The sequence below is a fragment of the Streptomyces melanogenes genome (genome assembly GCF_014649795.1).
GTDB classification, from domain to species: Bacteria; Actinomycetota; Actinomycetes; order Streptomycetales; family Streptomycetaceae; genus Streptomyces; species Streptomyces noboritoensis.
This window is the reverse complement of sequence record NZ_BMTS01000010.1, coordinates 176,788-202,555: the sequence shown is the minus strand read 5'-3', so window position 1 is coordinate 202,555 and position 25,768 is coordinate 176,788. Positions and strand designations below refer to the sequence as shown.

27 protein-coding genes and 1 pseudogene are annotated in these 25,768 nt (G+C 71.7%); 18 read left to right on the top strand and 10 right to left on the bottom strand.

The window, feature by feature from the left end:
- Positions 1-6 precede the first annotated feature (6 nt).
- The 5 genes and pseudogenes from IE252_RS22680 to IE252_RS22660 all read right to left on the bottom strand — a co-directional run.
- Positions 7-696, bottom strand: a pseudogene (locus IE252_RS22680) (HAD family hydrolase); the annotation flags it as partial.
- Between the two features lie 33 nt (positions 697-729).
- Positions 730-1,422: a phosphatase PAP2 family protein gene (locus IE252_RS22675; RefSeq protein ID WP_190091279.1), complete on the bottom strand. Its 693-nt coding sequence runs from the start codon at positions 1,420-1,422 to the stop codon at positions 730-732.
- A gap of 45 nt (positions 1,423-1,467) precedes the next feature.
- Positions 1,468-2,403, bottom strand: coding sequence for a M56 family metallopeptidase (locus IE252_RS22670; RefSeq protein ID WP_190091278.1), 936 nt, complete (start codon positions 2,401-2,403; stop codon positions 1,468-1,470).
- Positions 2,404-2,553: 150 nt separating this feature from the next.
- The gene (locus tag IE252_RS22665) at positions 2,554-3,123 is read right to left on the bottom strand and encodes a DUF5134 domain-containing protein (RefSeq protein WP_190091277.1); all 570 of its coding nucleotides are present in this window, start codon (positions 3,121-3,123) and stop codon (positions 2,554-2,556) included.
- Between the two features lie 132 nt (positions 3,124-3,255).
- A complete protein-coding gene (locus IE252_RS22660) occupies positions 3,256-3,642 on the bottom strand; it encodes a VOC family protein (protein ID WP_190091276.1) in 387 nt (128 codons plus the stop codon).
- 76 nt (positions 3,643-3,718) lie between these two features.
- Here IE252_RS22660 and IE252_RS22655 point away from each other — a divergent pair, with 76 nt between their 5' ends.
- Positions 3,719-4,261 carry a GNAT family N-acetyltransferase gene (locus IE252_RS22655; RefSeq protein WP_101387001.1) on the top strand — a complete coding sequence of 181 codons (543 nt, stop codon included), beginning with the start codon at positions 3,719-3,721 and terminating at the stop codon, positions 4,259-4,261.
- 25 nt (positions 4,262-4,286) lie between these two features.
- On the opposite strand, the gene IE252_RS22650 is transcribed toward IE252_RS22655, so the two are convergent.
- Complete coding sequence (locus tag IE252_RS22650; RefSeq protein WP_190091275.1) at positions 4,287-4,970, bottom strand: glycerophosphodiester phosphodiesterase; 684 nt, start codon at positions 4,968-4,970, stop codon at positions 4,287-4,289.
- 373 nt (positions 4,971-5,343) lie between these two features.
- On the opposite strand from IE252_RS22650, the gene IE252_RS22645 reads away from it, so the two are divergent.
- The 5 genes from IE252_RS22645 to IE252_RS22625 all read left to right on the top strand — a co-directional run bounded on the left by IE252_RS22645 (position 5,344) and on the right by IE252_RS22625 (position 9,971).
- The gene (locus tag IE252_RS22645; RefSeq protein WP_190091274.1) at positions 5,344-6,741 is read left to right on the top strand and encodes a DUF6421 family protein; all 1,398 of its coding nucleotides are present in this window, start codon (positions 5,344-5,346) and stop codon (positions 6,739-6,741) included.
- Positions 6,742-6,764: 23 nt separating this feature from the next.
- Positions 6,765-7,526 (top strand): SDR family NAD(P)-dependent oxidoreductase, encoded by a 762-nt coding sequence (locus tag IE252_RS22640; RefSeq protein ID WP_190091422.1) that lies wholly within the window; start codon positions 6,765-6,767, stop codon positions 7,524-7,526.
- On the top strand, positions 7,523-8,584 hold the full coding sequence (locus tag IE252_RS22635) for a threonine aldolase family protein (protein WP_190091423.1): 1,062 nt from the start codon (positions 7,523-7,525) through the stop codon (positions 8,582-8,584). Before IE252_RS22640 ends, IE252_RS22635 begins: the two co-directional genes overlap by 4 nt.
- A gap of 75 nt (positions 8,585-8,659) precedes the next feature.
- The gene (locus tag IE252_RS22630) at positions 8,660-9,259 is read left to right on the top strand and encodes a transglutaminase-like domain-containing protein (protein WP_190091273.1); all 600 of its coding nucleotides are present in this window, start codon (positions 8,660-8,662) and stop codon (positions 9,257-9,259) included.
- Positions 9,260-9,272: 13 nt separating this feature from the next.
- On the top strand, positions 9,273-9,971 hold the full coding sequence (locus IE252_RS22625) for a B3/B4 domain-containing protein (RefSeq protein WP_190091272.1): 699 nt from the start codon (positions 9,273-9,275) through the stop codon (positions 9,969-9,971).
- 4 nt (positions 9,972-9,975) lie between these two features.
- Here the strand turns inward: IE252_RS22625 and IE252_RS22620 are convergent, their stop codons facing one another.
- Positions 9,976-10,707 (bottom strand): lysophospholipid acyltransferase family protein, encoded by a 732-nt coding sequence (locus tag IE252_RS22620; protein WP_190091271.1) that lies wholly within the window; start codon positions 10,705-10,707, stop codon positions 9,976-9,978.
- A gap of 204 nt (positions 10,708-10,911) precedes the next feature.
- On the opposite strand from IE252_RS22620, the gene IE252_RS22615 reads away from it, so the two are divergent.
- The 6 genes from IE252_RS22615 to IE252_RS22590 all read left to right on the top strand — a co-directional run bounded on the left by IE252_RS22615 (position 10,912) and on the right by IE252_RS22590 (position 17,261).
- Positions 10,912-11,259, top strand: a complete 348-nt coding sequence (locus IE252_RS22615) for a TlpA family protein disulfide reductase (RefSeq protein WP_190091270.1) — start codon at positions 10,912-10,914, stop codon at positions 11,257-11,259.
- A 219-nt stretch (positions 11,260-11,478) separates the two neighbouring features.
- Entirely contained in the window at positions 11,479-11,988 is a 510-nt protein-coding gene (locus tag IE252_RS22610) for a flavin reductase family protein (protein ID WP_190091269.1), read from the top strand.
- Positions 11,989-12,188: 200 nt separating this feature from the next.
- Positions 12,189-12,974 (top strand): electron transfer flavoprotein subunit beta/FixA family protein, encoded by a 786-nt coding sequence (locus IE252_RS22605; RefSeq protein WP_067154787.1) that lies wholly within the window; start codon positions 12,189-12,191, stop codon positions 12,972-12,974.
- Positions 12,975-13,043: 69 nt separating this feature from the next.
- Entirely contained in the window at positions 13,044-14,006 is a 963-nt protein-coding gene (locus tag IE252_RS22600; RefSeq protein WP_190091268.1) for an electron transfer flavoprotein subunit alpha/FixB family protein, read from the top strand.
- Positions 14,007-14,181: 175 nt separating this feature from the next.
- A complete protein-coding gene (locus IE252_RS22595) occupies positions 14,182-15,507 on the top strand; it encodes a DUF6986 family protein (protein ID WP_190091267.1) in 1,326 nt (441 codons plus the stop codon).
- Positions 15,508-15,575: 68 nt separating this feature from the next.
- Complete coding sequence (locus tag IE252_RS22590) at positions 15,576-17,261, top strand: serine/threonine-protein kinase (protein WP_190091266.1); 1,686 nt, start codon at positions 15,576-15,578, stop codon at positions 17,259-17,261.
- 4 nt (positions 17,262-17,265) lie between these two features.
- Here the strand turns inward: IE252_RS22590 and IE252_RS22585 are convergent, their stop codons facing one another.
- Positions 17,266-18,303, bottom strand: a complete 1,038-nt coding sequence (locus IE252_RS22585) for a LacI family DNA-binding transcriptional regulator (RefSeq protein WP_190091265.1) — start codon at positions 18,301-18,303, stop codon at positions 17,266-17,268.
- Positions 18,304-18,487: 184 nt separating this feature from the next.
- Here IE252_RS22585 and IE252_RS22580 point away from each other — a divergent pair, with 184 nt between their 5' ends.
- The 5 genes from IE252_RS22580 to IE252_RS22560 all read left to right on the top strand — a co-directional run bounded on the left by IE252_RS22580 (position 18,488) and on the right by IE252_RS22560 (position 23,525).
- Positions 18,488-19,450 carry an ROK family protein gene (locus tag IE252_RS22580; protein ID WP_190091264.1) on the top strand — a complete coding sequence of 321 codons (963 nt, stop codon included), beginning with the start codon at positions 18,488-18,490 and terminating at the stop codon, positions 19,448-19,450.
- A gap of 284 nt (positions 19,451-19,734) precedes the next feature.
- Positions 19,735-21,027 (top strand): ABC transporter substrate-binding protein, encoded by a 1,293-nt coding sequence (locus IE252_RS22575; RefSeq protein WP_190091263.1) that lies wholly within the window; start codon positions 19,735-19,737, stop codon positions 21,025-21,027.
- A 53-nt stretch (positions 21,028-21,080) separates the two neighbouring features.
- The gene (locus IE252_RS22570) at positions 21,081-21,995 is read left to right on the top strand and encodes a carbohydrate ABC transporter permease (RefSeq protein WP_190091262.1); all 915 of its coding nucleotides are present in this window, start codon (positions 21,081-21,083) and stop codon (positions 21,993-21,995) included.
- Complete coding sequence (locus IE252_RS22565; RefSeq protein ID WP_190091261.1) at positions 21,992-22,915, top strand: carbohydrate ABC transporter permease; 924 nt, start codon at positions 21,992-21,994, stop codon at positions 22,913-22,915. Before IE252_RS22570 ends, IE252_RS22565 begins: the two co-directional genes overlap by 4 nt.
- 133 nt (positions 22,916-23,048) lie before the next feature.
- On the top strand, positions 23,049-23,525 hold the full coding sequence (locus IE252_RS22560) for a DUF3761 domain-containing protein (protein ID WP_190091260.1): 477 nt from the start codon (positions 23,049-23,051) through the stop codon (positions 23,523-23,525).
- Between the two features lie 13 nt (positions 23,526-23,538).
- Here the strand turns inward: IE252_RS22560 and IE252_RS22555 are convergent, their stop codons facing one another.
- On the bottom strand, positions 23,539-23,715 hold the full coding sequence (locus IE252_RS22555; RefSeq protein WP_190091259.1) for a DUF8839 family protein: 177 nt from the start codon (positions 23,713-23,715) through the stop codon (positions 23,539-23,541).
- 240 nt (positions 23,716-23,955) lie between these two features.
- Between IE252_RS22555 and IE252_RS22550 the strand changes: the two genes are divergently transcribed.
- Positions 23,956-24,993 (top strand): NUDIX hydrolase, encoded by a 1,038-nt coding sequence (locus IE252_RS22550; protein WP_190091421.1) that lies wholly within the window; start codon positions 23,956-23,958, stop codon positions 24,991-24,993.
- 37 nt (positions 24,994-25,030) lie between these two features.
- On the opposite strand, the gene IE252_RS22545 is transcribed toward IE252_RS22550, so the two are convergent.
- Positions 25,031-25,717 carry an MBL fold metallo-hydrolase gene (locus IE252_RS22545; RefSeq protein ID WP_190091258.1) on the bottom strand — a complete coding sequence of 229 codons (687 nt, stop codon included), beginning with the start codon at positions 25,715-25,717 and terminating at the stop codon, positions 25,031-25,033.
- Positions 25,718-25,768 lie beyond the last annotated feature (51 nt).

The window sequence follows — 25,768 nt, the reverse complement described above, 5'->3', positions numbered from 1 at the left end:
CCGGTCGACGAGATCCAGGACGGGGCCCAGTCCGGCCGGGCGCTCCTCGACCGGCAGATGGTCCACGAAGTGGACGGCGCAGCCGAGTGCCGCGGCGCCGCCGTCCGCCCGGCGGTCGTCGCCGACCATCAGCACCTCGCCCGGCTCCCGCCCGATCGCCTCGCAGGCCGCCCGGAACAGCCGTACGTCCGGCTTCTGCACCCCGTGCTCGTACGACAGGACGTACGCGTCCACCAGGCCGTCCAGGCCGTGGGCGCGCAGGACCGGGCGCAGGTCCCAGCCGATGTTGCTCACCACCGCCACGCGCGCGTGGCGCTCGCGCAGCCCGGTCAGGACCGCCCGCGCGTCGGGATAGGGGTGCCAGGCGGCGGGTGTCATGTGCCGTTCGTAGAGTGCGGTGTACAACTGCGGATCCGGCAGTGTCACCCGCTTCGCGAGCCCTGTGTACGCGGCCCGGTGGAGCTCGGCGCTGCGGTCGCGGGTCGCCCACAGCTCCGCCAGGTGCGGCGGGATGTGCGCCGGGTCCGCGCCGCCGGGCAGCGCTCCCGCCACGGTCAACTCCTCGGCGTACCGGGTGAATTGTTCCTCTGGGAGCGCGATGCCCCGCTCGTCGAGGACGGCGCGCAGCCAGTCCCGTGTGGACTCGACGCGGAACAGCGTCCCGGAGAAGTCGAACAGCACACCCTTGATCGCCATGGCCGCGATCCTTCCCCGCGCGCCCCGGCCGGATCAAGCCCCGTCGGCAGGCCGCGGCCGGTTCGCGCCCCATCTTCCGTACGCCGCCGCCGACAGCGCCACCAGGGCCGCGCCGATCAGCCAGCCGCCGACCACGTCCGAGAGCCAGTGGACGCCGAGATAGACCCGGGTGAAGCCCACTCCCAGCACCGAGACCGCGCCGACGGTGGCCACCGCCCGCCGCACCGCCGGACGCGCGCCACGGGCGGCGGCCAGCCACAGCAGGAGTCCGAATGTCACCGTCACGGTGAGCGCGTGGCCCGACGGGAAGGCCGAGTACGACGCGGAATCGACGGGATCCGGCCAACTGGGCCGCTCCCGTCCGAGCACCGCCTTCAGGCTCTGCTGGACGAAGGTGCCCAGCGCGCTCGTCGCCGCCGCCCACAGCGCGAGGCGCCGTCCGCCGCGTACGAAGAGGGCGACGACCACCACGGCCAGCAGGGCGCGCATCGTCCAGGTGTCCCAGACCCAGTCGGTGAGCACCCGGTTGACGTGGGTGAACCCCCGCTCGGCCACGGCCCGCTTGTGGAGCCCGTCGGCGACCTTGTGGTCCAGAGACATCAGCGGGCCCCATTCGGCCGCCACGAGGGCCAGCAGGAGGCCGGAGAGGGCCGCCAGGGCCGCGCCCGCGCGGGCCGGACCGGTGGCGAGGGCGGGGGCGCGGGTCGGCGCGGGTGCGGTGGGCATGGGCTCGATCCTCGCTGAGGTGCCGACGGGCTCGGGTACGGGGCCTCAGCCCAGGGCGCGCAGGCCCGGGACGAAGGCCACGAGCAGCGGCACCACCGGGACCAGGGCGGCCGCCGCCGTCAGCCGGAGCCGGTGGCCCGCGGTGAGCCGGGGCGAGGCGGCGAGCAGCCGCTCCACCCGCTGCGGGACCTCGCCGTGCGGGGTCGGGCAGGGGCCGAACAGGCCCCGGTCCTCGTTGAGTTCGACCAGGGCGAGCGCGATCGTCAGCCGTCCGTACCGCCGCGAGGCGACGTCGTCCGCGGCAAGTTCCACCAGCCGGTGCATCTCGTCCCGGAAGGCCGCGAACACCGGGATCTTCGGGAACCCGTTGGCCAGCGCGGCCGAGCAGTTCTGCAGCCAGTGGTGACGGGCGCGCGCGTGGCCCTGTTCATGGGCGAGCACCGCATCGAGCTGACGGCCCTTCAGGCGGCGAAGTGCCGCGGTGGTGATGACCAGTTGGGGGCTGGGCCCTGGCAGCCACCAGGCGTCCGGGCGCTGGGCCTCCAGGACCACCAGCGGCGCCCCGCCCGGCTCCTCGCCGGGCAGCAGCGGCGCGCGCACCAGCAGCTCCGAACGCCGGGCCCGGCGCCGCGCCCGCCCGTCGCGGACCTCCCGGGTGAGCATCGCGGCCGTCCAGGCGCCGCCGCAGAACAGCAGGACCGCGAGCGCCGCCGACCACGGGCCGTACGGGCCCAGCGCGTACGCGTCGACCACCGCGCGCGGAGCCGTCGCGAACACCTGCCCCCGTACCGTCTGCCAGGCCGCCGCCGCGCTGAAGACCATCGCCAGGGCGAAGCACAGCAGCACCGCCCCCACCACGCACTGCCAGACCCACAGCGCCACCACCGGCTCGCGCTCGGCCCAGTGGGCGCGCGCGAACAGCCGCGGGGCCACCACGGCGGACACGACGCCGAGCGCCAGCAGCGCGAGGGAGACCATCATGGCTTCAGCCTATGAGCGGGGCCGTCCCCATAGGTACGACCTTGCGCACCAAGTGACGCACGCCACGTTTTGATCACGGCCTGCGCCGGGCGTCGCGGGGTGGACGCCCGGAGAACCGCGGACGGGTCCCGGGCGAACGCCGGGCGGACGTCAGAGGGCGAGCAGCATCGCCAGCATGGCGATCCCCATCGACAACCGGCACGCCAGCGTCAGTTCGGGCCGGGCGCCCCAGCCGCGCGCACCGCCGTCGCCGACCGGTCCGGCCACGGGCAGCAGCCGTACGCCCGTCGTGAGCACATAGCCCACGTAGTAGACCAGCAGCGCGCCGGTGACCAGCGGGATCCCGCTGGCCGGCCCCGTGTGGTCCCCGTGCGCGTGCCCGCCCGGGGTGCTCATCGACAGCGCCATGTAGACCATCGCGAGCGAGCCGATCACATGGTGCAGATGGTGGCCGCCGCCGTTGCCGTGGGCGCGCGCGAGCCAGCCCGCGCGCAGGGCCGCGGCACCGAAGACCCCCGCGTACCCGGCGAAGATCCAGGACGGCGGGCTGGCGATCGCCGCCGGGACGGCCATCGCGGCCATGCCGAAGCCCATCAGCGCCTCGCCCCCGGCCGAACTGCGCGCCCGTGCGCAGTCGCTGCGCAGCCGCATGACGCAGTACGCGCCGGTGGCCGCGCACACCGCCACCAGCAGCCAGCCGGACAGCGCGGTTCCGTGCATGGCACACCTCCCCGCTCGACATGTCGCCCTGCCGAGGGGTCGATTCCCGTACGGGCCGTGGCGCACGCGGGCGCAAGGGCACACAAGGGGGCGCGCAGGGAGCTCGCGTACCGCCGGTCCCAGCGGCCCACGTCACGCGCGGAAGCGCAGCGGATGGTCGGCGGGCACCTCGACCACGACGATCGGCACGCCGTCCGGGTCCTGGAGCCACATCTCGATCAGCCCCCACGGCTCGCGCACCGGGGGCCGCAGGATCTCCACCCCGCGCCCGGTCAGCTCCTCGTACGCCTGCGCCGCGTCCGCGACCTGGAGCCACAGCCGCATACCGGGCGAGGGAGGCGCCTCGGCGCGGCCGGACACCTCAAGGAAGCCGCCGCCGAGGAAGTAGACCGTGCCGCGCTCCGGCCCGGTGCCGAACTCGCGGTAGACGGCGAGCCCCAACTGCCCGCCGTAGAAGGCACGCGAGCGGTCGGGGTCGGTGGGGCGCAGAAGAGTCCTGCTGCTCAGTACATGCACCATGCCGGAGCAGCTTAGGGGCGGGGTTACGCTCGGGGTGCGCCCGCCACGTCATGATGCAGTTGGGAGAACGTTCGCCATGGACACCACCCGCGCCGGAGAGCTGAGCTACCGGGACGCCACCGAGGCCGATGTCGAGGAGCTGGTGCCGCTCATCGAGTCGGCGTACCGCGGGGACTCCAGCCGGACCGGCTGGACCACCGAGGCGGACATCCTCGAAGGGCAGCGCACCGACCCGGACGGGGTGCGCAAGGTGATCACCACGCCCGGCAGCCGACTGCTCACGGTCGAGCGGGACGGCGCCATCGTCGCCTGCTGCCAGCTCGAACACCGCGGCGACGCCGCCTACTTCGGGATGTTCGCGGTCCGCCCCGGCCTCCAGGGCGGCGGCCTCGGCAAGGAGATCATCGCCGAGGCCGAGCGCACCGCGCGCGAGGACTGGGGCGTCACCGAGATGCACATGACGGTGATCTCGGTGCGGGACGAGCTGATCGCCTGGTACGAGCGGCGCGGCTACCGCCGTACGGGAGAGCTGACGCCCTTCCCGTACGGCGACGAGCGCTTCGGCATCCCGCAGCGCGAGGACCTGGCCTTCGAGCTGCTGGTGAAGGAACTGGTCTAAACGAAACCAGCGGGCGCCAAGGGGTTCACGCGGTGAAGCGGCCGGTGCGGCGGATCTCCGGGTAGTCGGTCGTCGCACCGTCCAGGCCCAGCGCGCGCACCAGCCGCAGATGGTCCTGGGTGTTCACCACCCAGCCGATGACCTGCACGGACAGGGCGTGGGCCCGTTCGACGTCCTCCAGCGTGAGGCGGCGGATGTCGAGCGAGAGCGCGTGCGCGCCCACCGCCGTGGCCCGGTCCGCGATGCCGCTGTCCCAGTGGCTCGCGACCAGGACCGTCCGCACCCCCGGCACCAGCGAGGAGATCCGCGCGAGCGCCTCCTCGTGGAACGAGGAGACCGTGACCCGGCCGACGGCGTCGCGCGCGTGGATGACGCGTGCGAGCTCGTCGGCGGCCCTGACGTCCTTGATCTCGGCCTGGAGCGGTGAGGCGACCGCGTCCAGGACCTCCTCGAAGAGCGGGATGCGCTCGCCCTGACCCGCGTCGAGCTCCCGCAGCTCGGCGACCGTCTTGTCGGCCACCGGGCCCTTTCCGTCCGTGGTGCGGTCCACCTCGGCGTCGTGCAGCACGACGAGCGTGCCGTCCTTGCTGAGGTGCAGATCCAGTTCGATGACGTCCATGCCCGAGCGTTCGGCCCGGACGAAGGAACGCAGGGTGTTCTCCGGCTCGACACCCATGACCCCGCGATGACCGATGGTGAGGAACGTCAAGACAGGCCTCGCTTCCGTCGACGGCGGTTCGCGCGCTGCGCAGTCCCGTGCGCACGCGGCAGTGCCGCAGCCTAACGGCCGGGGCGCGCGTCGGACCCCGGCTCGCGCGGGGCAGTGGAGGCGTCCGCCCGTTCGCCACGGGGCGTACGGGGGTCTGGCGGGTCACCCGGAGGTGGGCGAGTCCCCGGGCCCTTGACGCGGGGGAGCACTACGTCCGCGCCGTGGCAGAACCGAGCGCCCCGGCGGAGCGTCACAGAAAAAACAGCGGTCTGTGTGACGGCGCACAGGATAATTTCCCGGTATCCCCCTTGAGCCGGTGAACCGAACACGGATACGGTGTCTTAACGCGAGGTTCTCCTGTGGAGGAAGTGACATGACGGAAATTCTTGTGCAGGACGTGGCTGCCGGTGGCGGGATCGCCGACCCGGCCGTGGTCGAGCACCCTGCCTGGACCGTGCTCAAGAGTTCCGTCGAGGAGATCCGGCCCTGGCAGTCCAAGGACGGCTCCATCGACTTCGACGCCGAGGGCGCACCGGCCCGCGCCGCCGTCGAGGCCGTCGTCGAGCGGATGGCCGGCGCGGTCGAGGAGCTCTCCCCGCTGGTGCCGCACGACGCCGCGTACCACCGCGCGCTCGTCGCCGACCTGCGCAAGTGGGCCGACAGCGCCTTCGACGTGCCGGACTTCCTGGACTCGCTGCTCGCCTTCCACCCGGCCGCGGACCGCGCCGACGGGCTGCAGCGCCTCGTCCTCTTCCCCATGTACACGCAGAACGGCAACCTGGACCGCAACTTCGAAGCGGTCGTGCTGCGCATGGTGTGGCCCGACTGGCTGGCCGAGCTCGAGGCCACCCGCTACGACAACCCGCTCTTCTGCGGCATCGCCTTCGAGGACTTCACCGCCGGGTACGACACCAACTCGGCCGTCCTCTTCCCGGAGACCATCGCCGTGCGTGAGGCGCCCGAGCGGTTCACCTGGGGCGGCATCTTCTGCGACCGCGAGGCCGCCCGCTTCCGCCGCGTCACCGAGGCGGCCGTCGACATCCTGGGCCTGGAGCTGCCCGAGGACATCGCCGCGATGGTCCACGACCAGAAGCGCTGCGAAGAGGCCTTCGTGCTCTGGGACATGGTCCACGACCGCACCCACAGCCACGGCGACCTGCCGTTCGACCCGTTCATGATCAAGCAGCGCCAGCCGTTCTGGATGTACGGCCTGGAGGAGCTGCGCTGCGACCTCACCGCCTTCAAGGAGGCCGTGAAGCTGGAGGCCGAGGGCAACCGGCACGGCCGCGACGTGCAGTACGCGGTGCTCTTCGACCGGATGTTCCGCTTCCCGGTCTCCGGCGACCGCAACCGCAACTACGACGGCCTCGGCGGCCAGCTGCTCTTCGCGTACCTGCACAAGCACGACGTGGTGCGCTGGACCGACAACAAGCTGCACATCGACTGGGAGCAGGCCCCCCGGGTCACCAACGAGCTCTGCGCCGAGATCGAGAAGCTCTACCGGGACGGCATCGACCGCCCGAAGCTGGTGCACTGGTTCGCCGCGTACGACCTGGTCTCCACCTACCTCGCGCCGCACCCGGGCTCCCGCTGGGCCAAGGGCCCGGACGCCCTGGACCTCTCGCTGCCGCCGCGCAAACTGGTCGACGACGTGCTCGCGGACGAGTTTCCCCTGAGCATGTTCTATGAGGCGCTCGCCAAGAAGCTGAAGGACGTGATTGCCTCCACCAAGGGGATCACCGCGGCGAACGCCGAGCGAGCTGCCGCGTGAGCGCTCGTACGGAGGAGACGATCATGAACGGCAACGGGAATGGCAACGGGCCGCTGAGCGGCGCCGTGGTCGCGGTGGCCGGGGCGGCGGGCCCCGCGGGCCGCGCCGCCCTGCTCAGGCTCGCCGAGGCGGGTGCCACCGTGGTGGCGTCCGACGCGGACGCGGCACGGCTGGCCGAGGCCGTCGACGCGGCGCGCTACGCACACGGCGGGGCGACCGTCGTGGGCGACACGGTCGACCTGCTCGACCTGGACGCCACCCGCGAGTGGGCGGCCAGGACCGAGAAGGAGTTCGGCCGGATCGACGGTCTGGTCCACCTCGTGGGCGGCTGGCGCGGCAGCGCCTCCTTCCCGGAGACCGACCTCGCCGACTGGGAGCTGCTCGAGAAGCTGCTCATCAAGACCGTGCAGCACACCTCGCTGGCCTTCCACGACGGGCTGCTGCGCAGCGACCGCGGCCGGTACGTGCTGGTGAGCCAGTCCGGGGCGCACAAGCCCACCGCGAACAACGCCGCGTACAACGCGGGCAAGGCCGCGGCCGAGGCGTGGACCCTGTCGCTCGCCGACGCCTTCCGCAAGGCGGGGGGCGAGGAGGGGCCGAGCGCCGCTGCTGCCATCCTGGTGATCAAGGCACTGGTGCACGACGCGATGCGCGCCGAGCGCCCGAATGCGAAGTTCGCGGGCTTCACCGACGTCAAGGAGCTGGCCGAGGCCATCGCCGGAGTCTGGGACCGGCCCGCCGTGGAAGTGAATGGACAGCGCCTGTGGCTGACCCCCAAGCCGTGAAGACCGACGCGCGACGGCACCACGACCCCGAGGTGCGCGGCTTCGCCAGCGACAACTACGCGGGCGTGCACCCCGAGGTCCTGGCCGCCATCGCCCTCGCCAACGGCGGCCACCAGATCGCGTACGGGGAGGACGACTACACCGACCACCTCCAGCGCGTCATCCACAGCCACTTCGGCGCGAGCGCCGAGGCGTTCCCGGTCTTCAACGGGACGGGCGCCAACGTCGTCGCCCTCCAGGCGCTGACCGACCGTTGGGGTTCGGTGATCTGCGCCGAGTCCGCGCACATCAACGTGGACGAGGGCGGTGCGCCGGAGCGCATGGCGGGCCTGAAGCTGCTCACCGTGCCCACCCCGGACGGCAAGCTCACCCCCGAGCTCATCGACCGGCAGGCCTGGGGCTGGGAGGACGAGCACCGCGCGATGCCGCAGGTCGTCTCGCTCGCCCAGAACACCGAGCTGGGCACGGTCTACACGCCGGACGAGATCCGCGCGATCTGCGACCACGCCCACCAGCACGGCATGAAGGTGCACCTCGACGGCGCCCGGATAGCCAACGCGGCCGCGTCCCTGAACGTGCCGATGCGCGCGTTCACCAACGCCGCGGGCGTCGACGTGATCTCGTACGGCGGCACCAAGAACGGCATGCTCTTCGGCGAGGCCGTCGTGGTGCTCAACCCGGACGCGGTGCGCCGGATGAAGCACATCCGCAAGATGTCGATGCAGCTCGCCTCCAAGATGCGCTTCGTCTCGGTGCAGTTGGAGGCGCTGCTCGCCAAGGACCTGTGGCTGCGCAACGCGCGCCACGCCAACGCGATGGCCCAGCGCCTCGCCGAGGGCGTCCGCTCGGTGGACGGGGTCGAGATCCTCTACCCGGTCCAGGCGAACGCGGTGTTCGCCCGGCTGCCGCACGACGTGAGCGAGCGGCTGCAGAAGCGCTACCGCTTCTACTTCTGGGACGAGGCGGCCGGCGACGTGCGCTGGATGTGCTCGTACGACACCACCGAGGACGACGTGGACGGCTTCCTCACGGCGCTCAAGGAAGAGATGTCCCGGTAGGCACCCCTGAATATCTATGCGGCCGGCCGTAAAGTCATTGACTTGCGGTCGGCCGCTTTCGTACGCTCGCGTGCCATGCGACTCATCCAGCAGTACCCCGAACTCTCCGCGTATCTCGTATCGGACGAGGTCGTCGACCACGAGCATCCGCTCGTACGCGCCATTGCGGCGAAGCTCGCGGCTGACGCGCCCGACGCATACTCATACGCCAAGGTCGCCTATGAGTTCGTCCGCGACACCGTCCCGCACTCCCAGGACTCGGGCGACCTCCGCGTCACCTGGCGGGCCTCCGACGTCCTGGAGCGGCGCACCGGAATCTGCTACGCCAAGTCCCATGCCTACGCCGCGCTGCTGCGGGCCGAGGGGATTCCGGCCGCCCTCTGCTACCAGCGGCTCGCGGACGACGACGGCGCGAACCCCGCCGTCCACGGCCTGGTCGCCCTGAAGCTGCCGGATGAGCGGGAGTGGGTGCGGCAGGATGTGCGCGGGAACAAGCCCGGGCTCGACGCCCGGTTCTCGCTGGGGGAGGAGCGGCTGGCCTGGAAGGCTCGTCCGGAGTTCAGCGAGGTGGACTATCCAGTACTCTATGATGTACCACATCCGGTGGTGCTGGCCGCTCTGAAGGCCGCGCCCGACCGTCCGCACCTCTGGCGGACGCTCCCGACCGAACTGTGAGGCACGACCGACCATGACGCTCACGCTCACCGTGACCGACGAGGTGCGCGCGCTCGCGCCCGGCTTCACCCACGTCGCCGTGGAGGCCCGTGGACTCGTCAACGGCCCCAGCGACGAGGCGAGTTCGGCGCTGCTCGACGAGGCCGCCCGGCGGCTGCGCGAGCGGCTCGGCGCGCTCGCCCCGCACGAGGACCCGCACATGGCCGCCTGGCGCGACGCGTACACCGCGTTCGGCGCCAAGCCCTCACGCACCCGCAACTCGGCCGAGGCGCTCGCCAGGCGCGCCCTCGCCGACGGCGGCCTGCCGCGCATCAACCGGCTCGTCGACGTCTACAACGCGATCAGCGTGGCCCATCTGATCCCGGTCGGCGGCGAGGACACCGACCACATCGTCGGGTCGATGCGGCTGGTGCGGGCCACCGGCGACGAGCCGTTCCCCACCGTCGCGGGCGGCGAGGCGGCCGTCGAGCACCCGGACGCGGGCGAGGTGGTGTGGTGCGACGACGAGGGCGTGACCTGCCGCCGCTGGAACTGGCGCCAGGGCGTGCGGACCCGGCTCACCGAGGAGTCCGTCAACGCCCTCTTCCTGCTGGAGGGCATGGCTCCGCACTGCGACCTGGAAGGGGCGGCGGCGGAGCTCGCCGAGCTCCTGGAGAAGGTGGGCCCCGGGGCGCGGATCACCGTCCACGCCCCGGTCACCGGCGGGGCGTGACGATTCAGCGGCTGGCTTCGCGCTCGCGCACCTCTTCGGGCGTGGGTGCGGTGCCGCCGAGGTGGGCCGGGATCCACCAGGTGTCCGCGGCGTCCTTGGGGCGTACGGGATAGGCGCGCTGGGCGGCCTCCAGGAGCTCCTGGCACCGCTCGCGCAGCCGCCGGGTGATCGCTCCCGCGTACTGGTCGGCGGGGGCCTCGACCGGCTCGCCGACCCGGATGGTGACCGGGATGTGGCTGCGCTTGAAGTTGCGCGGACGGCCCTTGGTCCACACCCGCTGGGTGCCCCACAGCGCCATCGGGATCAGCGGGACCCCGGCCTCCTGGGCGAGCCGGGCCGCGCCCGACTTGAAGCTCTTCAGCGTGAACGACTGCGAGATGGTCGCCTCGGGGAAGACCCCGACGATCTCTCCCGAGCGCAGCGAGTCCAGGGCGTGCGCGTACGCCGCCTCGCCCTGCTTGCGGTCGACCGGGATGTGCTTCATGCCGCGCATCAGCGGGCCCGAGATCCTGTGCCGGAAGACCGACTCCTTGGCCATGAAGCGCACCAGGCGCTTCTGCGGCAGCGCGGCGAGCCCGGTGAAGATGAAGTCCAGATAGCTGATGTGGTTGCTGACGAGCACCGCGCCGCCGGAGCGGGGGATGTTCTCCGAACCCTGGGTGTCGATCTTCAGGTCGAGCGCCTTGAACATCGTGAGGGCGGCGCCGACGACCGGCCGATAGACGAGTTCTGCCATCTGGGGGAGACCCTTCTGTTTCCCGGGGAGGGTTCTCCCGGTGGAAGTTACGCAGCCGTAGGTTTTCGGCGTTGGGCAGATCGTGCCCGATACGCGCCGTGGTGGCCAGTCCTGGGGCCTTGGGACGGGGAGATTCTCATCACGTACGCCCAGGTCGGGGCAGGCGGGAATCTTCCGGGCGACCTTCGGTGCTGAACAGGCGGGATGGCCGGAAGAACGAGAGGGAGCGCGGTGCGCGAGGACGGGCCGAGGCTGGGAGCAGCCCAGTTGGGCGCGGAGCTGGGCGAGCGGGCGACCCTCGTGCAGTTCTCCAGCGCGTTCTGCCAGCCCTGTCGGGCAACTCGGCGCACCCTCGCGGACGTTGCCGCGATGGTGGCGGGGGTGGCGCACGTGGAGATCGACGCCGAGGAGCACCTGGCGCTGGTGCGCGCCCTGGACATCCGGGCCACCCCGACCGTCCTGGTCCTGGACCGCGCCGGCCGGATCGTGCGCCGCGCGGCCGGTCAGCCGCGCCGGGCCGATGTGATCGCCGCGCTGGGGGAGGCGGTGTGAGGGGCGCTGTGAGCGGGGTGGAGCGGGCCGTGATGGATCTCCCACATCGTAGAAGGCACTTGACTGAGGCCACCGGCAATCGTCAATCTGACGATGTGCCGAACAGAATCCTTCTCTTCGGGCGCGTCCATGTGGACCTCGCCCGCAACGCAAGTGCGCGCTGTCCGGGCTGCTGAGCAGCTCCCAGCCCCCTCGCACCCACCGCAGAAGGACAACTCCATGACGGCTTCGCCCGAGCTCGGCACCGCACGCCCTGCCTCCCCCCAGCTGTTCCGCGCGGTCTTCCGCCAGCACGCCGCCGGTGTGGCGGTGATCACCGCGCAGCGTGACGGCCTTCCCGTCGGCTTCACCGCCACCTCCCTCAACTCCGTCGCCGCCGAGCCCCCGTTGCTCTCGTTCGGCATCGGCACCGGCTCCTCCAGCTGGCCGGTCGTCTCCGAGGCCGAGCACATAGGCGTCCACATACTCGGCGAGCACCAGGAAGACCTGGCCGCGACCTTCGCCCGCAGCGGCGCCGACCGCTTCGGCGGTGCCACCCGCTGGCAACCGGGACCCGAGGGCGTGCCGGTGCTCGACGGCGTGCTGGCCTGGCTGGTGTGCCGGGTGGTCGCGCGCATCCCGGCCGGGGACCACCGCATCGTGGTCGGCGAGGCGGTCTACGGCGAGCCCGCCGGGGCGGGCCGTCCGCTCCTCTACCACCAGGGTCGCTTCAACGCTCTGCGTGACTGAATCGTCTCCGTACTCGCCGGTTACTCAGCGTTGGCAACGTCACAGTTCAAAGCGCTTGCTTACGGGGAACACAGTGGGTGTACTGGCGAGTAATATTTCCTTCGGAGCGTCGGTCGCCCCGACCGGAAACCGCCCCATCAGGCGCCTATGCTGCGTGCAACAAGGCAGCCCAGAAATGACGATGCAGTAGGAGAGCCGGCGTGAGCTTGAGGATCGTTGTCTGTGTGAAGTACGTGCCCGACGCCACCGGCGACCGGCACTTCGCCGATGACCTGACCGTCGACCGCGACGACGTCGACGGCCTCCTTTCGGAACTCGACGAGTACGCGGTCGAGCAGGCACTGCAGATCGCCGACGAGGCGGACGACGCGGAGATCACCGTGCTGACCGTCGGCCCCGAGGACGCCAAGGACGCGCTGCGCAAGGCGCTGTCCATGGGTGCCGACAAGGCCGTCCACGTCGAGGACGACGACCTGCACGGCACCGATGTCGTCGGCACCTCGCTGGTGCTCGCCAAGGCCATCGAGAAGACCGGTTACGACCTGGTCGTCTGCGGCATGGCCTCGACCGACGGCACCATGGGCGTGCTGCCGGCGCTGCTCGCCGAGCGTCTGAACGTTCCGCAGGTCACGCTCCTTTCCGAGGTCTCGGTCGACGGTGGCGTGGTCAAGGGCCGCCGTGACGGCGACACCGCCTCGGAGCAGCTGGAGGCGTCCCTGCCGGCCGTCGTGTCCGTGACGGACCAGTCGGGCGAGGCCCGCTACCCGTCCTTCAAGGGCATCATGGCCGCCAAGAAGAAGCCGGTGGAGTCGCTGGACCTGGGCGACCTGGACCTCGACGCCGACGAGGTCGGCCTCGAAGGCGCCTGGACCGCGGTCGACTCGGCCGCCGAGCGTCCGGCCCGTACCGCCGGCACGATCGTCAAGGACGAGGGCGAGGGCGGCAAGCAGCTGGCCGAGTTCCTCGCGAGCCAGAAGTTCATCTAGGGCTCGTCGACAGACTCGTAGCGCCCAACCGCCCCCAGATTCTTCGTACTTCGCAGGAGATTGAGTCCCATGGCTGAAGTTCTCGTCTACGTCGACCACGTCGACGGCGCCGTCCGCAAGCCGACCCTGGAGCTGCTGACGCTGGCCCGCCGCATCGGCGAGCCGGTCGCGGTCGCCGTCGGCGCCGGTGCGGAGGCCACCGCGCCCGCGCTCGCCGAGCACGGTGCCACCCGTGTGCTGACCGCCGACGCCCCGGAGTTCGCCGACTACCTCGTCGTGCCGAAGGTGGACGCGCTCCAGGCCGCGTACGAGGCCGTCTCCCCGGCCGCCGTGCTCGTCCCGTCCTCCGCCGAGGGCAAGGAGATCGCGGCCCGCCTCGCGGTCCGCATCGGCTCCGGCATCATCACCGACGCCGTCGACCTGGAGGCCGGCGACAACGGCCCGGTGGCCACGCAGTCGGCGTTCGCCGCCTCCTTCACCACCAAGTCCCGCGTCTCCAAGGGCACCCCGGTCATCACGGTCAAGCCGAACTCGGCCGCCGTGGAGGCCGCCCCGGCCGCGGGCGCCGTCGAGGCCCTGGCCGTCACCTTCTCCGCGCAGGCCACCGGCACCAAGGTCGTCTCCCGCACCCCGCGCGAGTCGACCGGCCGCCCCGAGCTGACCGAGGCCGCGATCGTGGTCTCCGGCGGCCGCGGCGTCAACGGCGCCGAGAACTTCGCGATCATCGAGGCGCTGGCCGACTCGCTCGGTGCCGCTGTCGGCGCCTCCCGCGCCGCCGTCGACGCCGGCTGGTACCCGCACTCCAACCAGGTCGGCCAGACCGGCAAGTCGGTCTCGCCGCAGCTGTACATCGCGTCCGGCATCTCCGGTGCCATCCAGCACCGCGCCGGTATGCAGACCTCGAAGACGATCGTGGCGATCAACAAGGACGCCGAGGCCCCGATCTTCGACCTGGTCGACTACGGCGTGGTGGGCGACCTGTTCGACGTCGTGCCGCAGCTGACCGACGAGGTCCAGGCACGCAAGGGCTGACCTGCTCGTTCGTACTGCCCCGGGGGCCGCGTGGTGATCTTCACCGCGCGGCCCCCGGCCGTTTCGGGCAACCATTGACGTGAAGGAAGCCCCTAACTAAATTCTGCTATGCGGATCGATGATTCCGGCCAGTGGAAAACAGTCAGTGGAAAACTGAACGTGCGGAGGGTGCAGGATGGGTCAGCAGGAGAAGGTGGCGACGAGCCTCGCGGGCGCGGTCAGCGAGGAGATCAGCGCCTCGCTGGTGGCCGTGGACGAGGAGCTCGCCCGCCGCTACCCGGGAGACCCCGGCACCCGCCAGCCCGTGCACACCGTCTACGTACCCGGTGACCTCTTCGACGCCGACACCCTGCGCGGCTGGGGCGACCAGGCGCTCGCCGCCCTCGACGAGCACGCCCCGGACGCCGCCTCCTTCGCGAAGGTCCTCGGCATCGCCGACGAACTGGCCGCGCCCGTGTACGAGCGGGTGCGCGCCAAGCTGGAGCGCGAGCCGGTGGAGGACCTGCGCGTCGACTTCGAGGACGGCTACGGCCCGCGCCCGGACGCCGAGGAGGACGCGGCCGCCGCCCGCGCCGCCCGGCTGATCGCCGAGGCGTACGCTGGGGGCACCTCCCGGCCGGAGGCTGGGGGAGGCACGGCCGCCCCGTACATGGGCATCCGCATGAAGTGCATGGAGGCGGCGGTACGCGACCGGGGCATCCGCACCACCGACGTCTTCCTCACCGGTCTGATGGAGCACGGCGGTCTGCCCGACGGCCTCGTCCTGACGCTGCCCAAGGTCACCTACCCCGAGCAGGTCTCCGCCTTCGTACGGCTCCTGGAGGCGTTCGAGAAGGCCCACGGCCTGCCCGCCGGGCGGCTCGGCTTCGAGATCCAGATCGAGACCAGCCAGTCGATCCTGGCCGCCGACGGCACCGCCGCCGTGGCCCGGATGATCGACGCCGCCGAGGGCCGCGCGACCGGTCTGCACTACGGCACCTTCGACTACAGCGCGTGCGTGGGCGTCTCCGCCGCCTACCAGGCCAGCGACCACCCCGCCGCCGACCACGCCAAGGCCGTGATGCAGGTCGCGGCCGCGGGCACCGGCGTACGGGTCTCCGACGGCTCCACCAACGTCCTGCCGATCGGCTCCACCGCCCACGTCCACGAGGCCTGGCGGCTGCACTACGGCCTGACCCGCCGGGCCCTGGCCCGCGCCTACTACCAGGGCTGGGACATGCACCCGGGCCACCTGCCGACCCGGTACGCGGCCGTCTACGCCTTCTACCGGGAGGGCCTGGAGCAGGCCGCGGCCCGGCTCGCCGCCTATGTGGCCAAGGCCGGCGGCGACGTCATGGACGAGCCCGCCACCGCCAAGGCGCTCAGCGGGTTCCTGCTGCGCGGCCTGGACTGCGGCGCCCTCGACAACGAGGAGGTCGCCCGCCTCACCGGCCTCACCCGCGCCGACCTGGACGGCTTCGCCTCCCCGCGCCGCGCGGCCCTCACCGTCACCGCCCCGTAGCCCGGGGGCTGTCACCGCCGCCCCTTACCCTGGACGCGACCACAATCGCCACAGGGAACGGGGCAGCGGTGTCTTCGGGGGAGAACGACCGGCTCGCGGGCCGCTACCGGCTGATCGAGCAGCTGGGCCGAGGTGGGATGGGCGTCGTCTGGCGCGCCGTCGACGAGGTGCTCGGCCGCGAGGTCGCGGTCAAGGAACTGCGTACGTATTCGGACATGTCCGCGCCCGAGCTGGGCGATCTGCGGCTGCGCATGCAGCGCGAGGCCCGGGCCGCCGCGCGCGTGCGCCACCCCGGAGTCGTCGCCGTGCACGACGTCACCGAGCACGACGGCCGCCCGGTGATCGTCATGGAGCTCGTCGAGGGACCCTCGCTCGACGGCGTCCTGGCCGAGCGCGGCGCGCTGGACGCGCGCGAGGCGGCCGCCATAGGGGCCCGGGTCCTGGAGGCGCTCGCCGCCGCCCACCGCGCGGGCGTCCTGCACCGCGACGTGAAGCCCGGCAACATCCTCCTGGAGCGCGGCGGCCGGGTCGTCCTCACCGACTTCGGCATCGCCGCCATGGACGACCCGGGCGACGGCTCGGCCACGCATCTGACCCGCAGCGGCGAGCTGGTCGGCTCCCTCGACTACCTGGCGCCCGAGCGCGCCCAGGGCCAGGACCCCGGCCCCGCCTCCGACGTCTGGGCGCTGGGCGCCACGCTGTACGCGGCGGTGGAGGGCTCCTCGCCCTTCCGCCGCACCTCCACCTGGTCGACGCTCTCCGCCATCGTGGCGGAGCCGCTGCCCGAGCCGGTACGGGCGGGGCCGCTCGGGCCCGTACTGCGCGAGCTGATGCACAAGGACCCGGCCCGCCGTCCCGACGCGGACACGGCGGCCCGGCTGTTGGCGGCGGTGGCCGAGGGCCGGGACCCGGGTGTCCCGCACGCGTCTTCCGCGCCCGTGCCGCAGCCCGTCGCGCCGCCGCGCGAGGCGACCGTACGGGACGTGCTGCCGCACCGGCCCCAGGGCTTCGGCCCGGTGGTCACCCAGCAGCCGACCACGACCGTGGAGCCGCCCCGGCGACGCGGGCGCTCCTTCGTCGCGGCGGGCGTCGCGGCCGTCGTCCTCGCGGGCGCCGGTGTCACGTACGCCCTGGTGGGCACCGGGGACGACGACGGCACCCGGCAGCAGGCCGTCGGCTCGGCGTCCGGCGCGAGCCCGTCGGCGTCCGGCGCCCAGGACGGCACGGGCGGCGCGTGGAACGGCGGCGGGGCGAGTGCCGCGAGCCCCGGTCCGACCGGCAAGGACGGCCGCGCCTCCGCCTCGCCCGGTGCGAGCCGCCCCGCCAAGGACGGCAAGGGCGGTACGGGCGACAAGGGATCCGGCGAGAAGGGCGGCACCACTCCGGGCAAGGCGCCGACGGGCGGCCACGCCACCGCCACCCCGGGCGGCGCCGGAGGTGCGGCGGGCGGCGGCACCGGCTCCACACCGGCCCCGTCCTGCCAGCCCATCGGCGGGGGCAAGTCCAACTGCCAGGTGTGGCGCACCGCGAAGAGCTACCGGCACGACGGCGGCGAGATGGGCGTGCTCAACGCGGGCACCAACTACTTCTACTGCCAGGTCGACCTGGGCCGCCGCGAGACGTACGGGAAGTGGACCAACACGTACTGGGCGCGCACCGACGACGACAGCGGCAACACCAACGTCTATGTGAGCGTGGTCTACCTCAAGGGCGGCGCCAACAACGCGCCGGTGCCGGGGCTGCCGGTGTGCTGACCGGCTAGGCGCCGGGCGGGGGAGGGATCTCGCCCGAGCCCCGGGCGATCAGCGTGGTGGGCAGCACCACGCGCGCGGGGGCCTCGTCGACGCCGTCGAGGCGGCGGAAGAGCCGTTCCGCCGCCGTGCGGCCCAGCGTCGCGGAGTCCTGCGAGATGACGGTGATGCCGAGCAGATCGGCCAGCTCGATGTCGTCGAAGCCGACCAGGGCGACCGGGTGCTCGCGGCCCGCCAGGACCCGTACCGCCGTCACGGTCACCCGGTTGTTGCCCGCGAAGATCGCGGTGACGGGCTCGGGGCCGCTGAGCATCGCCTCGGCGGCCGCGCGGACGCGCTCGGGCTCGGTGGAGCCGAGCGCGACCCAGGCGTCCGCCACCTCGAGCCCCGCCTCCTCCATCGCCGCCCGGTAGCCGCGCAGCCGCTCGGTGGCGGTGTGGATGCGCGGCTGGTCGCCGATGAAGCCGATCCTGCGGTGGCCGTGCGCCACCAGGTGCGCGACGCCCTCGCGGGCGCCGCCGAAGCTGTCGGAGAGCACCGCGTCGGCGTCGATCCGCCCGGCCGGACGGTCCACGAACACGGTCGCCACCCCGGCCTTTATCTCGGGCTCCAGATAGCGGTGGTCGCCGCCCGCCGGGATCACGATCAGCCCGTCCACCCGGCGGGCGCAGAACGCGAGCACCAGCTCCTGCTCGCGGTCGGCGTCCTCGGCGCTGGAGCCGTTGATCAGCAGCGCCCCATGCGCCCGGGCGACCTCCTCGATCGCGCGGCTGAGCGGCCCGTAGAACGGGTCGGCCAGATCCTCCAGGACCAGTCCGATCGAGGCGGTGCGCCCCTTGCGCAGCACGCGCGCGCTGTCGTTGCGGCGGAACCCCAGCGCGTCGATGGCCTCCGTCACCCGGCGCTCGGTGTCCGGGGTGACCCCGGCCTCGCCGTTGACCACCCGGGAGACCGTTTTGAGCCCGACACCGGCGCGGGCGGCGACATCCTTCATGGTGGGCCGGATGCCGTAGCGGGGCTCATGGTGGCGGGCGGTCTCGGCCACGTGCGGTGTCCTGTCGTCGTCGGGGGCTCAGCGGGCCCGGGGCGCTGTGCGCGGGGTGTCCGGGGCGGATCCGAGTGGATCGTGGTGTGGCGTCGAGCATAGGCCCTGGACAACGTTGTCAGGTGAATGGAGACTGTTCCTCCGGCCAGCTTGGCACCCTCGCCCACCAGGAGATCCGACACCGATGCAGACCGACCTCGTCGCCGCGCTCGACATCGGCGGCACCAAGATCGCCGGGGCGCTGGTGGACGCCGACGGCCGACTGCTCGTACGGACCCAGCGGGCGACCCCCGCCCAGGAGGACGGCGAGACGGTGGCGCGAGCCGTCGACGAGGTCCTCGCGGAGCTGGCCGGATCCGCCCTGTGGGGGCGGGTCACGGCGCTGGGGATCGGCAGCGCGGGCCCGGTCGACGCGTCCAACGGGACGGTCAGCCCGGTCAACATCCCCGGCTGGCGCGGGTTCCCGCTGGTGGCGCGGGTGCGGGCGGCGACCGGTGCTCTCCCCGTCGAGCTCGTCGGCGACGGGGTGGCGATGACCGCCGCCGAGCACTGGCTGGGCGCGGCCCGCGGCTACGACAACGCGCTGTGCATGGTGGTCTCCACCGGTGTCGGCGGCGGCCTCGTCCTCGGCGGCCGCCTCCACCCGGGCCCCACCGGCAACGCGGGCCACATCGGCCACATCAGCGTGGACCTCGACGGCGACCCCTGTCCGTGCGGGGCGCGCGGCTGCGTGGAGCGGATCGCCAGCGGGCCGAACATCGCCCGCCGCGCCCTTGAGGGCGGCTGGACGCCGGGGCCCGACGGCGACACCTCGGCCGCCGCGGTGGCCGCCGCCGCCCGCGCCGGGCACCCGGTCGCGCTGGCCTCGTTCGAGCGGGCCGCGCAGGCGCTCGCGGCGGGCATCGCGGCGACCGCGACCCTGACGGAGATCGAGATCGCGGTGATCGGCGGGGGAGTGGCCGGAGCGGGCGACATCCTGTTCGCGCCGCTGCGCCGCGCCCTCCACGACTACGCCACGCTCTCCTTCGTCCAGGGCCTCAAGGTCGCCCCCGCCCTGATGGGCACGGACGCGGGCCTGGTCGGCGCCGCGGCCGCCGCGGCCAGCGCTCCGACGACTCCCCGCCGGGCGGTGCGGGCGGGAAGGTAACTCCTCATCACCTTCCTCCGGTTCCGCGTCGGATGAACCGATTCAGCGCCCTCTCTCGCTCTGCTGTGCCGACGCGCGTTTGCGGTAGAGCTTGTTGGAGTCTGTTGGAACAGAACTGGTAACGGTTACTCGGAGTCGCGTCAAAACCCTTGACGTCCCCCTCACTTGGGGGTGTGATCCAAGCCACGCGTTCGGTTGTGTTGGGTTGCACCCCGAAGGAGGGGGACATGGCTCAGTCATCGTTCAAAGGTCCTGCTGTACCCGGGAGCGTGGCGGGACATCGGATGTCCCGACGGGGTCTCCTGCGGAGCGCCGCGTTCGGCGCCGGGGCGGTCACCCTCCCCTCCCTGCTCTCCGCCTGCGACAGCGGGCCCGGGGGCGACGCCAAGACGGTCCGGGTCGGCTCCAACTCCTCGGACGCGGTGCCGAAGAAGGCGTTCGCGGACGCCTTCAAGGCGTACGGGGAGCAGTCCGAGGAAGGCCGCACGGTCAAGGTCAACACCGTCGACCACAACACCTTCCAGGAGAACATCAACCGCTATCTCCAGGGCAAGCCCGACGACGTGTTCATGTGGTTCGCCGGGAACCGCATGCAGTTCTTCGCCAAGAAGGGGCTGCTGCACGACATCAGCGACCTGTGGCAGGACTTCCAGGGCTTCTCGCCGGCGCTGAAGGCGCAGTCGACGGGTGAGGACGGCAAGCAGTACCTCACGCCGTACTACTACTACCCGTGGGCGGTCTTCCACCGCAAAAGCGTCTTTAAGGAGCACGGGTACCAGGCGCCCAAGACGCTCGACGAGTACATCGCGCTCGCCAAGCAGATGCAGAAGGACAAGCTCGTACCGATCGCGTTCTGCGACAAGGACGGCTGGCCCGTCATGGGCACGTTCGACTACATCAACATGCGCACCAACGGTTACGACTTCCACCGCGATCTGATGGCGGGCAAGGAGGCGTGGACGGACAAGCGGGTCAAGGAGGCCTTCGACACCTGGCGCAGGATCCTCCCGTACTGCCAGAAGGGCGCCAACGGCCGCACCTGGCAGGAGGCCGCGCAGAGCCTGCAGAAGAAGGAGTCGGGCATGGCGGTCTTCGGACTGCCGCACGCGGGGCAGCAGTTCCCGGTGTCCGAGCAGGACGACCTCGACTTCTTCCCGTTCCCGGTCATCAACCCGGAGCACGGTCTGGACGCGGTCGAGGCGCCGATCGACGGGTTCCTGCTCGCCAAGAACTCCAAGAACCTGAAGAACGCGAAGAACCTGGCGAGCGCCAAGGACCTCCTGAAGTGGCTCGCGACGCCGAAGGCCGAGGACATCTACCTCGCCAGTGACCCCAACAACATCGCGGTCAACAGCGGGGCGGACACCTCGAAGTACAGCGCGCTCCAGAAGAAGTCCGTGGAGCTGATCTCCGGTGCCAAGCAGATCTCGCAGTTCATGGACCGTGACACCCGGCCGGACTTCTCCTCGACCGTGATGATCCCGGCACTGCAGAAGTTCATCGGCAACCCGAACGACGTGGACGGGCTGGTCAACGACATCGAGCGGCAGCGGAAGACGATCTTCGCCGCGGACTGACAGCCGACCGACGTCGATTGGCCTTCCCCCGCACCGACTTGGAGTACTCAGCCGTGGCGCTCACCTCCGCACGGCGCGCCGGACGACGAGGGCCGCGGCGGTTCACCGCCCGCGACCTCGTCGTCCTCGGCGTGCTGCTGGGCATACCCGTACTGCTCGACCTCGCCATCGTGTGGGGCCCGACCCTCGCCTCCGTCGTCCTCTCCTTCACCAGCTGGGACGGGATCGGCGACATCAAATGGGTCGGTACGGAGAACTACACCAACATCTTCACCAACTACCCGCCGTTCTGGCCGGCGGTCCGCCACAACCTGATGTGGCTGGCGTTCCTCGGCCTCGTCGCCGTCCCGTTCGGGCTGCTGCTCGCCGTGCTGATCGACCGGGGCGTGCGCTTCAGCCGCTTCTACCAGTCGACGCTCTACATGCCGGTCGTGCTGTCGCTCGCCGTCGTCGGTTTCATCGCCCAACTGGTCTTCTCCCGCGACCAGGGCGCGCTGAACGCGCTCGTCGGCGACAAGCAGAACCCGACCGACTGGCTGGGGGACCCGGACCTCAACATCTGGATGATCCTGCTGGCGGCGGCCTGGCGGCACACGGGCTATGTGATGATCCTCTACCTCGCCGGGCTGAAGGCCGTGGACCCCACGCTCAAGGAAGCGGCGGCGATCGACGGCGCCGGCGAGGCCCAGACCTTCTTCCGGGTCGTGCTGCCGACCCTCCGCCCGGTCAACGTGATCGTGGGCGTGATCACCGTCATCGAGTCGCTGCGGGCCTTCGACATCGTGTACGCGGTCAACCACGGCCGCAACGGGCTCGAAGTGCTCTCCGTACTCGTCACCGACAACATCATCGGCGAGGCCAGCCGCATCGGCTTCGGCTCCGCCATCGCCGTCGTGCTGCTGACCGTCTCCCTCGGGTTCGTCGTGACGTACCTGGTCCAGGAGATCCGAGGGGAGAAGAGCCGATGACCGTGGACACCGCACCCGCCGCCCCCGTCACCACCCGGCCCGCGCCGCCCCCGGCCCGGCGCCGCCGGGTGCGCCCCGGCCGCCTGGGCGTGCACGCCTTCCTGATGGCCGTCTCGCTGGCCTTCCTGGCGCCGCTGCTGCTCGCGGTCTACGCGTCGCTGCGCCCGTACGACGAGACGTCGAAGTACGGCTACTTCTCGCTTCCCAAGCACCTCTCCTTCGACTACTACAAACAGGCCTTCAGCGACTCCGGCATGACGAAGTACTTCGTCAACACGATGATCATCGCGGTGCCGGGCGTCCTGGTGACGCTGTTCCTCGCCTCCTTCGTGGCCTTCGCGGTCTCCCGCCTCAGGCTGCGCGGCGGCATCGTCCTGCTGATGCTGTTCACGGCCGGGAACCTGCTGCCCCAACAGGTCATCGTCACCCCGCTGTACGTGCTGTTCAACCGCATCCCGCTGCCGTACTGGATGTCCGACTCGATGACGATGTTCGACTCGTACTGGGCCGTGATCCTCGTCCACATCGGCTTCCAGATCGGCTTCTGCGTCTTCGTCCTGGCCAATTTCATGCGCACCCTGCCGCAGGAGATCCTGGAGGCGGCGATCGTCGACGGCGCGGGCGTGTGGACCCAGTACTGGCGCATCACCCTGCCCCTGTGCCGCCCGGCCCTGGCGGCCCTGGCCACGCTCCAGTTCACCTGGATGTACAACGACTTCCTGTGGGCCCTGGTCTTCATGTCCGACGGCGACAAACTCCCGGTCACCTCGGCCCTGAACAACCTGCGCGGCCAGTTCTTCACGGACTACAACCTGCTGGCGGCGGGCTCGGTGATAGTGGCCCTCCCGACGATCCTGGTGTTCCTGCTGCTCCAGCGGCACTTCATCGCGGGGCTGACGCTGGGGTCGAGCAAGGGGTAGAGCGCACGTCCGCACACAAAGCGAACAACTGTCGGTCAACTGGCTGAATCCATGCGGTAACGAATGCGCAACTACCGTCACCCGCGACTCTCTGTGGCGGTGAGATGGCCGTCTCACCGCCCAGGGGGGCCACATGAAGCACGCACGCATCTCCACCCTCGCCGCCGGGTTCGTCGCGGCCGCCGCGCTCGCCCTGACCGGGTGCGGAGGCGGTGACTCCGGGGACGGGAAGGCGGGTGAGACGGTCGTACCCAGCCAGTCGTCGCAGACCCCGGCGGCCCTCGCCACCAGCGAGAGCCCGACGCCCACTCCCACGCCGACCGATCCGGCTCCGCTGCTGTCGCTCACGACCACGCCGGACAGCGGCGGTACGGGCGGCGGAGGAGACGCGTCCGACGGCTCGGGCGACGTGGACGGCTCCGGGGTGACCGGTGGGTCCAGTACGTCCGGCGGCTCGGACGACTCGGGTGGGTCAGGTGGCTCCGACGACTCCAGTGGCGACGACCACGGTGGGGCCACCGCGCTCTGCAACGACGGTACGTTCTCGTACGCCGCCCACCACCAGGGTGCCTGCTCGCACCACGGGGGCGTCGCGGTCTTCTACCGATAGGCCGGGGCGGGGCTCAGTGCGCCGTCTCCGGGCTGTACTGGTGCACCACCACCAGGAACGTGTCCGACTCCAGGTCCATCACGACCTCCGCCGGGACGCCCTCGTCGCGGCGGTCGCGGGCGAACTCCTCGGCGGGCCAGCTGCCGCGCGGGCCGCCCGCGGGAAAGCGCTCCAGCACAGTACGACGCATTCGTCGCACCCCCTCACTCTCTTCCGGCACTCGCACAACGATGTTCCCATCAGATGCGTTACGGCCCCCCGTGGCCGGTGCTCATGGAGGAGGACGCGTCGCGCGGCCGGAAAGGCTCGGGCAACGTGCAACAGGGGTGCCACAGTTGTGTGCAAGATCAGGACGCCCGGTTCCGCCCCGGGGTTTCCGTGGCACTCTGTTGCGGGCAATCCACTGGGGGCTATGGAAGAGGGGGAAACCGTGATCGTCTGGATCAACGGTGCGTTCGGCGCGGGCAAGACCAGCACCGCGCGCGAACTGGTCGACCTGATCCCGAACAGCACCTTGTACGACCCCGAGGTGATCGGCGGCGCGCTCCGGTACCTGCTGCCGCAGAAGCGGCTCGCCGAGGTCGGCGACTACCAGGACCTGCCCATGTGGCGGCGGCTCGTGGTGGACGGCGCGGCCGCGCTGCTCGCCGAGGTCGGTGGGGTGCTCGTGGTGCCCATGACGCTGCTGCGGCAGGAGTACCGCGACGAGATCTTCGGCGGCCTCGCCTCTCGCCGCATACCGGTGCGGCATGTGCTCCTGACGCATGAGGAAACGATCCTGCGCGACCGGATCGCCGCCCGTGTCGAAGTCCCTGACGACCCCGAGGCCAGCGAGCGCTGCCGCCAGTGGGCGTACGAGCACATCGCGCCCTACCTGGCCGCCCTCGGCTGGCTGACCGGGGACGCCCACGCCGTCGACAACGGCGCGCTCACCCCGCGCGAGACCGCCGAGCGCATCGCCGAGGCCGTACGCACCGGAGCCGCCGCCGTCAGCGAGATCGTCCAGACCCCGGAGCCGACCGCCGAGACGCTCGCCGCCGGGGTGCTGCTCTTCGACGAGAGCGACCGGGTGCTCCTGGTGGATCCGACGTACAAGCCCGGCTGGGAGTTCCCCGGCGGTGTGGTGGAGCGCGGCGAGGCGCCCGCCCGGGCGGGCATGCGTGAGGTCGAGGAGGAGATAGGCATACGGCTCGACCGGGTGCCCCGGCTCCTGGTCGTCGACTGGGAGCCGCCCGCCCCGCCCGGCTACGGCGGGCTGCGGCTGCTCTTCGACGGCGGCCGGCTCGACAGCGCCGGGGCCGGGCAGGTCCTGCTGCCGGGCTCCGAACTGCGCGACTGGCGGTTCGTCGGCGAGGAGGAGGCGTCCCGACTGCTGCCGCCCGCCCGCTACGAACGGCTGCGCTGGGCGCTGCGGGCCCGGGAGAAGTCGACGGTGCTCAACCTGGAGGCGGGGGTGCCGGTGGGCTGAGGCGCCGCAGGCGCCAGTCCCACTCGGTCGCCGTCCGTCAGTCCAGTTCCGCCGTCTCCCTCAGCACCTTCGCCGCGTCCAGCGTCAGCGGGTCCCCGTGCCCGAAGCACGCCACCGACGGGGCGAGCGCGGCGAGACGGCGGAAGGACGCCTGCGCGCGGGCCCGGTCCACGTTGAAGACGCCCAGCATCACCTGGCCCACCCCGGCCACGCAGTCGCCGGTGAAGAGCACGCCGTGGCGCGGCAGATGGATGCCGATCGAGCCGTCGGTGTGGCCGGGGGAGTGGACCACCACCGCGCCGCCGCCGAAGTCGAGCACCTCCCCGTCCTCGACCTCGCGGTCGACCCGCGTCGGGGGTGCCTCCGGCACCGCCAACGCGTGCTCGTACAGCGGAAGTTCCCACTCCAGCAGATCCGGTTCCGGCACCGGCCGCTCGCCCCGGATCACCGGCGCGTCCAGCGGGTGGGCGACCACCTCGGCCCCGTACCGCTCGGCCAGCTCCCCGGCCGCGCCGTAGTGGTCCCGGTGGCCATGGGTGATCACGATCCGGCGGAGGGCGGCCGGGGCGAGCCCCAGGCCGCGTATCGCCTCCTCGATGGGCGCGGCGGCGTTCACATCCCCCGCGTCCACCAGCGTCAACTCGTCCCCGTCGCGCCACAGATACGCCTGGCCGATGGGGAAGCGGAACATGTGCAGTTCATCGGTAATCCGTACGAGATCCATGCGACGAACGTACGGCGGCGGTCGCGTCCGTCGCATGGATCTACGCTCTGC

Excerpts from the sequence above, each read along its gene's own strand:
- IE252_RS22575 (WP_190091263.1), top strand. The coding sequence starts at position 19,735 with ATGTCCCGACGGGGTCTCCTGCGGAGCGCCGCGTTCGGCGCCGGGGCG.
- IE252_RS22595 (WP_190091267.1), top strand. The coding sequence starts at position 14,182 with ATGGGTCAGCAGGAGAAGGTGGCGACGAGCCTCGCGGGCGCGGTCAGC.
- IE252_RS22645 (WP_190091274.1), top strand. The coding sequence starts at position 5,344 with ATGACGGAAATTCTTGTGCAGGACGTGGCTGCCGGTGGCGGGATCGCC.
- IE252_RS22625 (WP_190091272.1), top strand. The coding sequence starts at position 9,273 with ATGACGCTCACGCTCACCGTGACCGACGAGGTGCGCGCGCTCGCGCCC.
- IE252_RS22555 (WP_190091259.1), bottom strand. The coding sequence starts at position 23,715 with ATGCGTCGTACTGTGCTGGAGCGCTTTCCCGCGGGCGGCCCGCGCGGC.
- IE252_RS22580 (WP_190091264.1), top strand. The coding sequence starts at position 18,488 with ATGCAGACCGACCTCGTCGCCGCGCTCGACATCGGCGGCACCAAGATC.
- IE252_RS22660 (WP_190091276.1), bottom strand. The coding sequence starts at position 3,642 with ATGGTGCATGTACTGAGCAGCAGGACTCTTCTGCGCCCCACCGACCCC.
- IE252_RS22545 (WP_190091258.1), bottom strand. The coding sequence starts at position 25,717 with ATGGATCTCGTACGGATTACCGATGAACTGCACATGTTCCGCTTCCCC.
- IE252_RS22670 (WP_190091278.1), bottom strand. The coding sequence starts at position 2,403 with ATGATGGTCTCCCTCGCGCTGCTGGCGCTCGGCGTCGTGTCCGCCGTG.
- IE252_RS22600 (WP_190091268.1), top strand. The coding sequence starts at position 13,044 with ATGGCTGAAGTTCTCGTCTACGTCGACCACGTCGACGGCGCCGTCCGC.
- IE252_RS22675 (WP_190091279.1), bottom strand. The coding sequence starts at position 1,422 with ATGCCCACCGCACCCGCGCCGACCCGCGCCCCCGCCCTCGCCACCGGT.
- IE252_RS22655 (WP_101387001.1), top strand. The coding sequence starts at position 3,719 with ATGGACACCACCCGCGCCGGAGAGCTGAGCTACCGGGACGCCACCGAG.
- IE252_RS22620 (WP_190091271.1), bottom strand. The coding sequence starts at position 10,707 with ATGGCAGAACTCGTCTATCGGCCGGTCGTCGGCGCCGCCCTCACGATG.
- IE252_RS22630 (WP_190091273.1), top strand. The coding sequence starts at position 8,660 with ATGCGACTCATCCAGCAGTACCCCGAACTCTCCGCGTATCTCGTATCG.
- IE252_RS22665 (WP_190091277.1), bottom strand. The coding sequence starts at position 3,123 with ATGCACGGAACCGCGCTGTCCGGCTGGCTGCTGGTGGCGGTGTGCGCG.
- IE252_RS22615 (WP_190091270.1), top strand. The coding sequence starts at position 10,912 with ATGGCCGGAAGAACGAGAGGGAGCGCGGTGCGCGAGGACGGGCCGAGG.
- IE252_RS22610 (WP_190091269.1), top strand. The coding sequence starts at position 11,479 with ATGACGGCTTCGCCCGAGCTCGGCACCGCACGCCCTGCCTCCCCCCAG.
- IE252_RS22565 (WP_190091261.1), top strand. The coding sequence starts at position 21,992 with ATGACCGTGGACACCGCACCCGCCGCCCCCGTCACCACCCGGCCCGCG.
- IE252_RS22640 (WP_190091422.1), top strand. The coding sequence starts at position 6,765 with ATGAACGGCAACGGGAATGGCAACGGGCCGCTGAGCGGCGCCGTGGTC.
- IE252_RS22560 (WP_190091260.1), top strand. The coding sequence starts at position 23,049 with ATGAAGCACGCACGCATCTCCACCCTCGCCGCCGGGTTCGTCGCGGCC.